The organism is Microvirgula sp. AG722 (assembly GCF_003269145.1).
In the GTDB taxonomy this organism is placed as follows: Bacteria; Pseudomonadota; Gammaproteobacteria; order Burkholderiales; family Aquaspirillaceae; genus Microvirgula; species Microvirgula aerodenitrificans.
On sequence record NZ_QLTJ01000002.1, the window covers coordinates 413,690 to 426,071 of the forward strand.

Annotated in this window: 16 protein-coding genes; 8 read left to right on the forward strand and 8 right to left on the reverse strand. The window is 64.3% G+C overall.

Going from position 1 to position 12,382, the window contains the following annotated elements:
• Positions 1-12: 12 nt before the first annotated feature.
• The 4 genes from DFO50_RS05515 to DFO50_RS05530 all read right to left on the reverse strand — a co-directional run bounded on the left by DFO50_RS05515 (position 13) and on the right by DFO50_RS05530 (position 2,001).
• A complete protein-coding gene (locus DFO50_RS05515; protein ID WP_028497592.1) occupies positions 13-213 on the reverse strand; it encodes a CsbD family protein in 201 nt (66 codons plus the stop codon).
• 45 nt (positions 214-258) lie between these two features.
• Positions 259-414, reverse strand: coding sequence for a DUF1328 domain-containing protein (locus DFO50_RS05520; RefSeq protein ID WP_084299677.1), 156 nt, complete (start codon positions 412-414; stop codon positions 259-261).
• A gap of 73 nt (positions 415-487) precedes the next feature.
• On the reverse strand, positions 488-1,093 hold the full coding sequence (gene osmY, locus DFO50_RS05525; RefSeq protein ID WP_084299675.1) for a molecular chaperone OsmY: 606 nt from the start codon (positions 1,091-1,093) through the stop codon (positions 488-490).
• A gap of 290 nt (positions 1,094-1,383) precedes the next feature.
• Positions 1,384-2,001: a glutathione S-transferase N-terminal domain-containing protein gene (locus DFO50_RS05530; protein ID WP_028497590.1), complete on the reverse strand. Its 618-nt coding sequence runs from the start codon at positions 1,999-2,001 to the stop codon at positions 1,384-1,386.
• Between the two features lie 170 nt (positions 2,002-2,171).
• Here DFO50_RS05530 and DFO50_RS05535 point away from each other — a divergent pair, with 170 nt between their 5' ends.
• Together DFO50_RS05535 and nemA are read left to right on the forward strand one after the other, a co-directional pair.
• The gene (locus DFO50_RS05535; RefSeq protein WP_036384647.1) at positions 2,172-2,777 is read left to right on the forward strand and encodes a TetR/AcrR family transcriptional regulator; all 606 of its coding nucleotides are present in this window, start codon (positions 2,172-2,174) and stop codon (positions 2,775-2,777) included.
• Between the two features lie 85 nt (positions 2,778-2,862).
• Positions 2,863-3,969, forward strand: a complete 1,107-nt coding sequence (nemA, locus tag DFO50_RS05540) for an N-ethylmaleimide reductase (protein ID WP_112692170.1) — start codon at positions 2,863-2,865, stop codon at positions 3,967-3,969.
• A 32-nt stretch (positions 3,970-4,001) separates the two neighbouring features.
• Here nemA and DFO50_RS05545 read toward each other — a convergent pair whose 3' ends face one another.
• On the reverse strand, positions 4,002-4,592 hold the full coding sequence (locus DFO50_RS05545) for a lysophospholipid acyltransferase family protein (protein ID WP_028497587.1): 591 nt from the start codon (positions 4,590-4,592) through the stop codon (positions 4,002-4,004).
• A gap of 210 nt (positions 4,593-4,802) precedes the next feature.
• Here DFO50_RS05545 and DFO50_RS05550 point away from each other — a divergent pair, with 210 nt between their 5' ends.
• Entirely contained in the window at positions 4,803-5,054 is a 252-nt protein-coding gene (locus tag DFO50_RS05550; protein WP_051528577.1) for a DUF2325 domain-containing protein, read from the forward strand.
• Between the two features lie 13 nt (positions 5,055-5,067).
• Here DFO50_RS05550 and ubiE read toward each other — a convergent pair whose 3' ends face one another.
• From ubiE to queA, 3 genes are read right to left on the reverse strand one after another with little or no spacing between them, the layout of a single operon-like run.
• The gene (gene ubiE, locus DFO50_RS05555; RefSeq protein ID WP_028497586.1) at positions 5,068-5,802 is read right to left on the reverse strand and encodes a bifunctional demethylmenaquinone methyltransferase/2-methoxy-6-polyprenyl-1,4-benzoquinol methylase UbiE; all 735 of its coding nucleotides are present in this window, start codon (positions 5,800-5,802) and stop codon (positions 5,068-5,070) included.
• Between the two features lie 2 nt (positions 5,803-5,804).
• Positions 5,805-6,176: a gamma-butyrobetaine hydroxylase-like domain-containing protein gene (locus tag DFO50_RS05560; protein WP_028497585.1), complete on the reverse strand. Its 372-nt coding sequence runs from the start codon at positions 6,174-6,176 to the stop codon at positions 5,805-5,807.
• Positions 6,173-7,201 (reverse strand): tRNA preQ1(34) S-adenosylmethionine ribosyltransferase-isomerase QueA, encoded by a 1,029-nt coding sequence (gene queA / locus DFO50_RS05565; RefSeq protein WP_028497584.1) that lies wholly within the window; start codon positions 7,199-7,201, stop codon positions 6,173-6,175. The genes DFO50_RS05560 and queA overlap by 4 nt, the downstream gene beginning before the upstream one ends.
• A gap of 227 nt (positions 7,202-7,428) precedes the next feature.
• Here queA and aroQ point away from each other — a divergent pair, with 227 nt between their 5' ends.
• The 5 genes from aroQ (at position 7,429) to DFO50_RS05590 (ending at position 12,220) form a co-directional block, all read left to right on the forward strand.
• Complete coding sequence (gene aroQ, locus DFO50_RS05570) at positions 7,429-7,896, forward strand: type II 3-dehydroquinate dehydratase (protein ID WP_028497583.1); 468 nt, start codon at positions 7,429-7,431, stop codon at positions 7,894-7,896.
• A gap of 47 nt (positions 7,897-7,943) precedes the next feature.
• Entirely contained in the window at positions 7,944-8,399 is a 456-nt protein-coding gene (accB, locus tag DFO50_RS05575) for an acetyl-CoA carboxylase biotin carboxyl carrier protein (RefSeq protein WP_028497582.1), read from the forward strand.
• Positions 8,400-8,609: 210 nt separating this feature from the next.
• The gene (accC, locus tag DFO50_RS05580; RefSeq protein WP_028497581.1) at positions 8,610-9,965 is read left to right on the forward strand and encodes an acetyl-CoA carboxylase biotin carboxylase subunit; all 1,356 of its coding nucleotides are present in this window, start codon (positions 8,610-8,612) and stop codon (positions 9,963-9,965) included.
• A gap of 1 nt (position 9,966) precedes the next feature.
• Positions 9,967-10,863 (forward strand): 50S ribosomal protein L11 methyltransferase, encoded by an 897-nt coding sequence (gene prmA, locus DFO50_RS05585; RefSeq protein ID WP_028497580.1) that lies wholly within the window; start codon positions 9,967-9,969, stop codon positions 10,861-10,863.
• Between the two features lie 109 nt (positions 10,864-10,972).
• Positions 10,973-12,220 carry a DUF3426 domain-containing protein gene (locus tag DFO50_RS05590; protein WP_107889357.1) on the forward strand — a complete coding sequence of 416 codons (1,248 nt, stop codon included), beginning with the start codon at positions 10,973-10,975 and terminating at the stop codon, positions 12,218-12,220.
• The last annotated feature ends 162 nt before the right edge of the window (positions 12,221-12,382 follow it).

Consider the following 12,382-nt stretch of genomic DNA (forward strand, 5'->3'; position numbering starts at 1 on the left):
GGTGAACGCCGGTTACTTGTGGCGGTCGAGGAAGGCGCGGATTTCGGTTTCCGCCTGCTCCTTCGTTCGGCCGTAGCGCTCGCGGATCAGGCCGTTGAGCTGCTCGACCTTGCCATTGATGCGGGTCAGGTCATCATCGGTCAGCTCGCCCCAGGCGGCCTTGACCTTGCCCTTCAGTTGTTCCCACTTGCCTTCAAACGTATCACTGTTCATGGTCTTTCTCCTTGCAGGTTGGACTTCGTGCCCCGGAGCGGCCGGTCAGCCGCGACGGGAAAACAGGCTGAGCACGAAGAGGATGAGGCCAACGACAAAAACGATTTTGGCCGCGTAGGCTGCCGTACCGGCCAGACCGCCGAATCCAAGCGCGGCCGCAACCAGTGCGACAATCAGAAAAATGACGCCCCAACGAAACATGTCTGTCTCCTTCGGTGCTGACGCGCCGGAACGGGCCGCGACATGGGTGGGGGGAATGCGTGCCGGGCGGGAATTACTTCACCCGCAGGTCGTTCTTGACCGAGGTGACGCCCTGGATGCCGCCGGCGACTTCCGCCGCGCGGAGCACCTGGGCCTTGTTCCTGACCACGCCGCTGAGCTGGACCCGGCCATTGCTGGTACTTACGCTGATCGGAAATGACTTCACATCGGCATCGGCCAGCAGCGCCGCCTTCACCTGGCTGGTGATGGCCGTATCGCTGAGATAGCCCCTGGCGCCCTTGTCACCGCCGTCCTTCAGCCTCAGGTCACTTCTGACCTCCTTGACGCCGGGCACGTTCGCCGCCAGTTGCGCGGCCAGCGACGACTGCTGCATATCGTTGACGAAGCCTGACAGCAGCACGACGCCCTGCTGGGTCTCCACGCCGATATCGAGGCTTTTGATCTGCTCGTCGGCCAGCAGCGCAGCCTTGACCCTGGCCGTCACCGCGCTGTCGTCGATATAGGCATCCGCCTGCTTTGCACCACTCTCGATCTTGCTGCCGGCCTTGTCGATACTCTGGCCGAGGGTGTCCGCCATCGCCGCGCCACTGAAGACCAGCGAGGAAGCGAGGAGCCACGGGGTCGCATGCTGGAACATCCGGTTTCGGGTCGTATTCATGGGGGTGCATCCTTTCCGTTGTTGTTCGGTTTCGGTGTGCTTGTTGCGTACCCCCAGACTAGGGCAGTCATGCCGACGACCCAATGGCGAAAGGTTTAGCAAATGTAAGTATAGCCAGTACATAATGACACATTATGTTAAGGGCCTGTTTTTATTGTAAAAATATTGAAACACCTAGTCACACCGGAAACGCGCTGCGCCGGTGGCAGGCCGGGATTCCGGCATGAAAAAGCCGGAAGCGGCACAGGATGTGCAGCTTCCGGCCGACGGGGGCAGGCCCGGCGCGATGACTAGCCCAGCAGTCCTTCCGCCGTCATCGCCGCCTGCACGGCCGGCCGCTTGAACACCCGCGCGCGCAGCGCCTTGATGCGCGGCCAGCGATCGAGCGAATGATGCAGGAAGCCCAGCCAGCCCAGGCAGGTGAACAGATAGGCATCGGCCACGCTGTAGCTGCCGTTCAGGTAGTCCCGCCCCGCCAGGCGCGTTTCGACATCGTCGAGTCGCAGGCTGAGCCGGGCCCAGGCACGCTGCTTCATCCCGGCCGAGTTCTGGCCATCCACATCCCACAGCGGCCCCGTGCCCTTGTGGATTTCAGTGGCGATAAAGTTCAGCCATTCCGCCAGTTGCGCCCGTTCCAGCGTGCCGGCACGCGGTACCAGCCCCTTGCCGGGCACCAGGTCAGCCACGTACTGCATGATCGCTGCCGCCTCGGTCAGCACCGTACCGCACGGCAGGGCCAGCGCCGGCACATAGTTGCGCGGGTTGATGGTGCGGAAGTCGCGACCATCGGCGGTCAGGCGCGGTGACGCACGCAGGTTGATGCGTTCGAGGTCGTACGGCAGGCCGGCTTCTTCCAGCACGATATGCACCGCCATCGAGCACGCGCCCGGGGTGTAGTACAGCTTCATTCCTGTTCCTCTCGTCATGAATCACGATGCCGGCCAGCAGGTCGTCGCGGCTCGCCGGCCGCTACAGTATGGCGCGGCGATGGCGGGCTGACAAAGGCCGCCGGCCCGCGGAAGCCTTGCGTTCGTCGCCGGGGCTTGCATTAGACCGACCGGTCTAATACCATGTCCCCATGATGACTGAAGCCTCACCGTCGCACGATACCCGCGAACACATTCTTGCCGTCGCCGAGCCGATGATCCTCGGTCGCGGCTTCACCGCGGTCGGCCTGACCGAGCTGCTGACGGCAGCCGGCGTGCCCAAGGGATCGTTCTACCATTACTTCCGTTCCAAGGAGCACTTCGGTGAAGCGCTGCTGGAACGCTACTTCGCCGGCTACGCCAGCCGGATGGAAACGCTTTTCGCCGACGGCGTGCCCGGCCCGATGCGCGACCGGCTGCTGGCCTATTTTGCGTCCTGGCTGCACGGCGCCTGCGATATTGAAAATCACGGCAGTTGCCTGGCGGTCAAGCTGTCGGGCGAGGTCTGCGATCTGTCCGAGCCAATGCGCGAAGCGCTCGCGCACGGCATGAACCAGGTGGTCGGCAAGCTGTCTGCCGCCATCGCGGCGGCCGTTGCCGACGGCTCGACCACGGCCGGCGACGATTGCGATGCACTGGCCGAAGCCCTGTACTCGATGTGGCTGGGTGCCGCGCTGCGAACCAAGGTGCTGCGCGACCCGGCTCCACTGCAACGGGCGCTGGACGAAACCCGGCGGCGCCTGCCGCAACCGGACTGATCCCTGTTCCGGCCGGTGTGACCACGACACCGGCCTTTCATTTCCCCACCAACTAGACGACCAGTCTATTTTCAGGACACCACCGATGAACGCCGACAAGTTGCTCACGCCGCTCACCCTGGGCGCAATCGAACTCCGCAACCGCATTGTGATGGCCCCGCTGACCCGCCTGCGCGCCATCGAACCGGGCGATATCCCGACTCCGCTGATGGCCGAGTACTACACCCAGCGGGCCAGCGCCGGCCTGATCATTACCGAGGCCGCGCAGATTTCGCCGGTCGGCAAGGGCTATGCCGGCGCACCGGGCATCTATGACGAAACCCAGGTCGCCGCCTGGAAGTACATCACCGATGCCGTCCATGAGCACGGCGGCCGCATGGCGATCCAGTTGTGGCACGTCGGCCGCATTTCGCACACCGCGCTGCAGCCCGGCCACGCCGCCCCGGTGGCACCGTCGGCGCTGGCTGCCGACACCCGCACCACCATTCGCGATGAAAACGGCAATCTGACCCGCGTGCCCTGCTCGGTGCCGCGCGCACTGGAAACCGCCGAACTGGAAGACCTGGTTGAAGACTACCGTCTGGCCACCGACCGCGCGCGCCGCGCCGGCTTTGACCTGATTGAAATCCATGCCGCACACGGCTACCTGCTGGCCCAGTTCCTGTCGCCGCAGTCCAATGTCCGCACCGACGCCTATGGCGGCAGTATCGAGAACCGGGCCCGGCTGACGCTGGAAGTGGTCGATGCGACCATCGCCGAGTGGGACAGCGCTCACGTCGGCATCCGCATTTCACCGCTGGGGATGTTCAACGGGCTGGACGATGCCGGGCAGGAAGAAATGGCCTATTACCTGGTCAGCGAGCTGGCGCGGCGCAATCTCGCCTACCTGCATATCTCGGAACCGGACTGGGCTGGTGGCCCGGCCTACAGCGAGGCGTTCCGCCGCGCGCTGCGCGACCGCTACCCGGGCAAAATTCTGGCCGCCGGCAGTTACACCACGGAAAAGGGCGAGAAGCTGATCTCGCAGGGGCTGATCGACGCCGCCGTCTTTGGCCGGCCGTTTATCGCCAATCCGGATCTGGTCGAACGACTGACCCTGGGTGCGCCGCTGAACGCCGTCGACGAAGCCACGGTGTATGCGTCGGGCGCCACCGGCTACACCGACTACCCGACCCTGTCCGCCCGGGCCTGAGCCCGGCATGACGCAAGACCGGCGCGGCCTCGTCAACCGGCCTTGCCGGTCTTGCCCCCCGGGTGACGCCCGGTCTTGTCCTGATAGAACGCGCGAATCTCGCGCATGTCGCGCTCGATATCGCCGGTCGGCTGGAACAGCGGGCCGAAGCCGGCGGTCTTGCTCGGGTAGTCCATATAGGCCATCAGGATCGGCACTTCGGCGCCGACGGCAATATAGTAGAAGCCGGTCTTCCATTCGGTGACGCGGTTGCGCGTCCCCTCCGGCGGAATGGCGACCACCAGCCGCTCGGACCGACGGTAGACCTCGACCATCTGTTCGACCAGCGAATTGCGCTGGCCGCGCTGGACCGGAATCCCCCCGAGCCAGCGCATGATCGGCCCCATCGGTCCGCGAAACAGGCTGGCCTTGCCCATCCAGTAGATTTTCGCCCGTGCGGCGAAGCACATGCCGAGTGTCAGCGGAAAGTCCCAGTTGCTGGTATGTGGTGCGGCGATCAGCACGTACTTGGGCTGATCGGGAAAGCGGCCAACCAGCTTCCAGCCACTGACGCGCAGCAGCACAATGGAAATCCAGGCGAACAGCGTGCGAATGACGGGGGTATCGAAAAGGGTGTAGTGCATCGGGTTCGGCCGAAGCCGCTCGGGTCGCAGTGGAAAAGGCGGCGGACTGTACCTGAAATCGCTTCGCCTGGTATTAACGACAGCACGCCCGCGACAGCGGGTTTGATCTTTCTCATATACCAGTTCTGAATTTGCAATCCATTTTTAATTGCATTTCAGAATATGAGCACTGCGTAGACTGGGGCTGTCAGTATTCGCGGAGATCCCGCCATGCGAGCCCTCATTGTCGGCGGCGACCATATCGAGCCCACCCGGCGCGCCCTGCAGGCGCAAGGTTTTCAGGACATCGTGCACTGGAGCGGCCGCAAGACCGGCGACCTGACCCGGCCGATGCCGGCCCGGGTCGGCCATATGGTCATCATGCTCGGCTACATCAACCACAACCTGGCCAGGCGCATGCGCCAGATTGCCCGGGCGCAGAACATCCGGCTCGATTTCGTCGGCCGCAAGGGACTGCACTAGCGACCGGCAGACATCAGAACTTGTAGCCCTTGTGCAGCGCGACGATGCCGGCGCTGAGGTTGTGATAATCGACCTTGCCGAAGCCGACATCGAGCATCATCTGCTTCAGCGTTTCCTGGTCCGGGTGCATGCGGATCGACTCGGCCAGGTACTGGTAGCTGGCAGCATCGCCGGCAATCAGCTTGCCCATGATCGGCAGCGCCTTCAGCGAATACAGGTCGTAGACCGGCTTCAGCGGCGACCAGATGCGCGAGAACTCCAGCACCAGCAGCTTGCCGCCCGGCTTCAGCACCCGCAGCATCTCGGCCAGTGCCAGTTCCTTGTGGGTCATGTTGCGCAGGCCGAAGGCGACGCTGACCAGATCGAAGTAGTTGTCCGGGAACGGCAGCTTTTCCGCATCGGCCAGCGCGACCGGCAGCACCGTACCCTCGTCCAGCAGCCGGTCACGGCCGACGGTCAGCATCGAGCTGTTGATGTCGGTCAGCCAGACTTCGCCCTGCTTGCCGACCCGTTTGGCCCAGCCGCGCGCCAGGTCGCCAGTGCCACCGGCGATATCGAGCACTTTCTGGCCCGGGCGCAGCCCGGCGGTATTCAGCGTGAAGTGCTTCCAGATCCGGTGCAGGCCACCCGACATCATGTCGTTCATCACGTCGTACTTGTTGGCGACCGAATGGAACACCTCGGCCACCTTGCCGGCCTTGGCATTTTCTTCGACGGTCTGGAATCCGAAATGGGTCTGCTTGTCCATGCTTACTCCCTGCTGGCGCCGGCGGCGGCGAGGCGGTCGAGATAGTGTTGCCAGTATTCGGCCTGCTTGAGGCCGAGCTCGTAAAGATAATCCCAGCTGTACAGCCCGGTGGAATGACCGTCGTCAAACACCAGCTTCAAGGCGTAGTGACCAACCGGTTCGAGATCGGTTATGGCCACGTGACGCTTGCCGACCTGCAGCGTTTCCTGGCCGGGGCCATGGCCGCGGACTTCCGCCGACGGCGAGAACACCCGCAGGTATTCGCACGGCAGCTGAAAACGCGCGCCGTCGTCGAAGGCGATTTCCAGTTGTGCGCTGCGCGTGTGCAGCACGATGTCGGTCGGGCGGGGAGAAGCAGGGGTCAGGCCGGTCATGCGCGGGTCTCCTTTTCCAGCAGCATGGCGTCGCCATAGCTGAAGAAGCGGTATTCCTGTTCCACCGCATGCCGGTATGCGCCGCGCAGGGTGTCGATGCCGGCAAAGGCACTGACCAGCATCAGCAGCGTGGACTTCGGCAGGTGGAAATTGGTCAGCAGGCGGTCGACCACCCGGAAGCGGTAGCCCGGCGTGATGAAAATGTCGGTCTCACCGCGGCCGGCGCGCAGCGCGCCGTCCTGGGCCGCCGCTTCCAGCGCGCGCATCGAGGTGGTGCCGACGGCAACCACGCGGCCACCGGCCGCATGGCAGGCGGCGATCGCGTCCACGGTCCCGACCGGAATCTCGAAGCGTTCGCTGTGCATCTTGTGTTCGTCGATATTGTCGACCCGCACCGGCTGGAAAGTGCCGGCGCCGACATGCAGCGTGACCGTCGCCGTGCCGATGCCGCGCGCGCGGATGGCGGCGAGGATCTCGTCGGTGAAGTGCAGGCCGGCCGTCGGCGCCGCCACGGCGCCGCGTTCGCGGGCATACACGGTCTGATAGCGCGACTCGTCGTCACCGCCGGCGGCCCGCTCGATATATGGAGGCAGCGGCAGCTTGCCGGCGTCGTCGAGGATCGCGTATACGTCGCGGTCGCCGAGGAAGCGCAGCAGGAACAGTTCGCCCTGGCGTTCGACCATCTCCGCCTCCCAGCGGTCGGCAAACAGCAGCCGGGTGCCCGGCTTCGGCGATTTGGAGGCGCGGACATGAGCCAGCGCATGGTGATCGTCGAGCACGCGCTCGACCAGCGCCTCGATCGCACCGCCGCTGGCCTTGCGGCCGTACAGCCGTGCCTTGATGACGCGGGTATCGTTCATCACCAGCAGGTCGCCGGGGGCGAGCAGCCCGATGAGGTCGGGAAAACGCAGGTCGCTCAGGCGGTCGCCCTCAACGTGCAGCAACCGGCTGTTGCCGCGCTGTTCGGGAGGAAACTGCGCGATCAGGCGCTCGGGAAGGTCGTAATCGAATTCGGAAAGCAGCATGGGGAACGGCACGGCCGGAAGGCAATCGCCGGATTATAACGTTTTGCCCGGTCCCTACCTGCAAAATGCCGCCATGACCCTGTTGCGAGTGCGGAGACGACGAGCGGGAAAATCGAGCAAATACTCTGAAAAATCAGGCCGGCAGCAGCATGGCGGTGACCATTTTCGAGTCACTTGTAACGGAAGTTGCTTGCCAGTTCGCGAACGTTTGCCGCAAAATCGCCGCCATGTCGACGACAAACCCCCGAAACCCCAGCCGCGTACTTGTGCTGCACGGACCGAACCTGAACCTGCTCGGCACCCGTGAACCCCAGCATTATGGCGCAGATACGCTCGCCGGGATCAATGCGCGTCTGATCGAGCGGGCCCGTGCCCGCGGCGTGGCCTGCGATACCTTCCAGTCCAATGCCGAGCACCTGCTGATCGAGCGCATCCATGCCGCCCGCGAGGACGGCACGGGGTTCATCGTCATCAATCCGGCGGCATTCACCCACACCAGCGTCGCCCTGCGCGATGCGCTTGCCGCTGTCGATCTCCCCTTCGTCGAGGTGCACCTCTCCAATGTGCACAAGCGCGAACCGTTCCGACACCACTCGTATTTCTCCGACCTCGCGGTCGGCGTGATCTGCGGGCTGGGTGCGCGCGGCTACGAATTCGCACTCGATATCGCCCTGGACTCGTTGGCGGCCCACTGAGCCATCCGCCCGGTGCGCCGCCCAAGCAAATCTTACGGGAATCCGCCATGGACCTTCGCAAGCTGAAAAAACTGATCGACCTCGTCGAGGAATCCGGCATCGCCGAACTCGAAGTTACCGAGGGAGAAGAAAAAGTCCGCATCACCCGCGTGCAGGCAGGCAACACTGTCAGCTACGCCGCACCGCCGATGGCGATGCAGGCCCCGGCACCGGCCGCCGCCCCCGTGGCAGCAGCCCCGGTGGTCGAGGCCAAGCCGGTCGTCGACGACACCAAGCTGATCAAGTCGCCGATGGTCGGGACTTTCTACCGCTCGTCCAGCCCGGGTTCGAAGCCGTTCCTCGAAGTCGGCCAGACGGTCAATGTCGGCGATACGCTGTGCATCATCGAAGCGATGAAGCTGATGAATGAAATCGAAGCGGACCGTTCCGGCGTGATCAAGTCGATCCTGGCCGAAAACGGCCAGCCGGTCGAATACGGCGAGCCGCTGTTCGTCATCGAGTAATTCCCGCGTGTGCAACGTGAACCCTGAGAAGGCGATGCCGCTGGCGGTGATTCTTCTGACGGTTCACGTTTCACGTTTCACGGATGCAGCCTGCAACCCCACTCGTCGCCGTCCCGGCGGTCCCGCTCCGGCATCCTGCCCGGACCGGACAGTCGGACCGACACCGGTCAGCGGTGTCGCGCCATGACGGACGAGTCGCGGAGACCCGCCATGTTTGAAAAAATCCTTATCGCCAATCGCGGAGAAATCGCGCTGCGCATCCAGCGTGCCTGCCGCGAAATGGGCATCAAGACCGTGGTCGTCCACTCCGAGGCCGACCGCGAAGCCAAGTACGTGAAGCTCGCCGATGAATCGGTGTGCATCGGTCCGGCCGCGTCCGCGCTGAGCTACCTGAATGTGCCGGCGATCATCGCCGCTGCCGAAGTCACCGATGCCCAGGCCATCCACCCCGGCTACGGCTTCCTGTCGGAAAACGCCGATTTCGCCGAGCGCGTCGAGCAGTCGGGCTTCGTCTTTATCGGCCCGCGTCCGGAAACCATCCGCCAGATGGGCGACAAGGTGTGTGCCAAGCAGGCCATGATCGAAGCCGGCGTGCCCTGCGTACCGGGCTCCGGCGGCGAACTGCCGGATGATCCGGCCGAAATCACCAAGACGGCCCGCGAAGTCGGCTACCCGGTCATCATCAAGGCGGCCGGCGGCGGCGGCGGTCGCGGCATGCGCGTCGTGCATTCCGAAGCCTCGCTGATCAACGCGGTCAACATGACCAAGACCGAGGCCCAGTCCGCGTTCGGCAACCCGGCCGTGTACATGGAAAAATTCCTCGAGACACCGCGTCACATCGAGATCCAGGTGCTGGCCGACGAGTACGGCCACGCCATCTATCTCGGCGAACGCGACTGCTCGATGCAGCGCCGTCACCAGAAGGTCATCGAAGAAGCGCCGGCCCCCGGCATCACCGACAAGCAGCGCAAGCAGATCGGCGAAGCCTGCGCCGAAGCCTGCCGCCGCATCGGCTACCGTGGCGCGGGCACGTTCGAGTTCCTGTTCGAGAACGGCGAGTTCTATTTCATCGAAATGAACACCCGCGTCCAGGTCGAACACCCGGTGACCGAACTGATCACCGGCATCGACATCGTCCAGGAACAGATCCGCGTGGCCGCCGGCGAAAAGCTGCGCTACACGCAGAAGGACGTGAAGATCCACGGTCACGCCATCGAGTGCCGCATCAACGCCGAAGACCCGTTCACCTTCGTGCCGAGCCCGGGCAAGATCGAAAGCTATCACCCGGCCGGTGGCCCCGGCATCCGCATCGATTCGCACATTTACCAGGGCTATACCGTCCCGCCGTATTACGATTCGATGGTCGGCAAGCTGATCGCCTATGGCGATACCCGTGACCAGGCCATTGCCCGCATGCGCGTGGCGCTGTCCGAACTGGCCATTTCCGGCATCAAGACCAATATTCCGCTGCACCAGGAACTGATGATGGACGCCGCCTTCCAGCGCGGCGGCACCAGCATCCACTATCTGGAGCACCGGCTTGCAGAACGAAACAAGAAGGGCTGACATGGCTTGGCTTCAAGTCTCTATCGATGCTGACAGCCGTATCGCTGAACGCTTCGCCGACGCACTGATGGAACTCGGCGCCCTGTCCACCGCCATCGAGGATGCGGCGGCGGGTACCGAATTCGAGCAACCGATCTTCGGTGAACCGGGCGAGCCGGTCGACCAGTTGTGGGACAAGAGCCGCATCATCGCCCTGTTCGACGCCGACGCCGACGTGGCGGTGATGATCGCCGCCGCGGCCGCCGAGGCCGGCATGGCCCTGCCGGCCTGGAAGGAAGAGACGGTCGAGGCGCAGGACTGGGTGCGGGTGACCCAGGCGCAATTCGACCCGATCCGCATTTCCGACCGGCTGTGGATCACGCCGACCTGGCATGAGTCGCCGGCGCCCGATGCCATCAACCTGGCCCTGGACCCGGGCCTGGCCTTCGGCACCGGCAGCCATCCGACCACGCGGCTGTGCCTGCAGTGGCTGGATGCCAGCATCACCGGCGGCGAGCATATCCTCGACTACGGCTGCGGCAGCGGCATCCTTGCCATTGCCGCGCTGAAGCTGGGCGCCGCCGATGCGGTAGGCATCGACATCGACAAGCAGGCCGTCACCGCCAGCAATGACAATGCGGCTCAGAACAGCGTCACCGCCACCTTCGGTCTGCCCGATACGCTGGTGGAGGCGTCGCAGTACGACGTGCTGCTGGCCAATATCCTCGCCAATCCGCTGCGTGTGCTCGGCGACCTGCTCGCCTCCCACGTGCGCCCCGGCGGCCGCATCGTGCTGTCCGGCATCCTCGACGAGCAGGCAGAGGAACTGTCCCGCCTGTACAGTCAGTGGTTCGACATGGATGCGCCGGTATTCGACGAGGGCTGGACCCGACTGACGGGTACCAGACGGAGTGTTTGATTACGCTGACATAATTGCAATGCGCCGCAGCCGAGCGGCGCATTTGCATTTATCGTACCCGCCTGTGTAACCTCATAAGCAAGAACCGAGAAAACCCATAGCTGACCCCATGTATACAACCCAATGCCCTCATTGCGACACCCGCTTCCGCCTGCAACCCGAACAGCTGGACGCTGCAGACGGGCTGGTGCGCTGCGGACGCTGCCGCACGGTGTTCAACGCCAGAGCGCATCTGGAAGAAGAGCCGGCAGCGGAAACGCCGGTCGAGCCCGACACGACCGCCCCGGCCGGCGCACGCGCCGAAGACTTTGCGACCCCCGGCACCGGATCAACCGCGCCGTGGGATGAAAACGCCCCGGCCAATGAGGCGCAACGGCTCGCGCATCGCATGCGCCAGGCCAAGTCGGGCGAATGGGCAGCCGAGCCGCTGAAAGCCTCCAGCGACGAAACCGAACTGGCACCGGCCGGCAGCTCGCACGATTTCGACCTCGACCTGCCCGACCTCGCCACCCTGTCGAGTTATGGCGAAGTCGAGACACCGCCCCCGCCGGCAGAGGAGCCGGAAGTGCCACCGCTGCCGCCGCTGCAGGAAGACCGGCAGCCGGAAGCGCAGCCCCCGGAACCCGAGACGCCGGTCAGGAATGAAGAGCCCGACTTCGCCAGCCTGCTCGACAGCCTGAAGACGCCACCCCGGGTCGAACCGGTCGTCGGCGCCGTCGTCAGCGCCACCACCGAGCCGGACTTCGACGTCAGGATCGGCGACCACAAGACTCCGCTGCGCGTCGATGACGAGCACACGCCGGTCCCGCTGCCGGAAGACCGGCCGGTGCGTCCCGCCCGCTCCGAAAAAGCCAGGAAGAAGACCGCCGGGCCGAAGCGCAGCTTCGCCTGGCTGTGGCTGATCGGCGCCCTGCTGGCCGCCATCGCCCTGGCCGCCCAGCTGGTGTACCTGTTCCGTACCGAGATCGCCAGCCAGGTGCCGGGCGCCCGCGCGCCGCTGGAAGCCGCCTGTAAGGCGTTCGACTGCACGGTGCCCTTGCCGCGCCAGAGCGAGCTGCTGCGCACCGAGTGGTCGGAAATGAGCTTTATCCCGGAACAGAGCGCACTGGTGCAGCTGTCCGCCACGGTCATGAACCACGCCGACTACGACATGGACTGGCCGTACATGCAGGTCACGTTCAAGGACGCCTCCGAGCACGTGCTGCTGAAAAAGGTCTTCCCGCCGAAGGAATGGCTGCCTGCCGGCGAGCAGAAACAGCCGGCCTTTGCCGCCAACAAGGAGGTCAAGGTCAACATGCAATTGAACCTCGGCACCCTGCGTGCGCAGGGCTACAGCATCGCCTGGGTCTATCCGTAACATCTGGCCAAGGCAAATCCCGCTCCATCTGCTAGGATGAGCGGGTTTTTTTTCACCTTTTGTTGACGAGAATCATATTCCATTCGTCATAGTTAAAGCACGATGACCTATCTTGCGCCGGCACGGTCCTGACTTGTCTCATTCCCGACCGCTCCTGCGTTG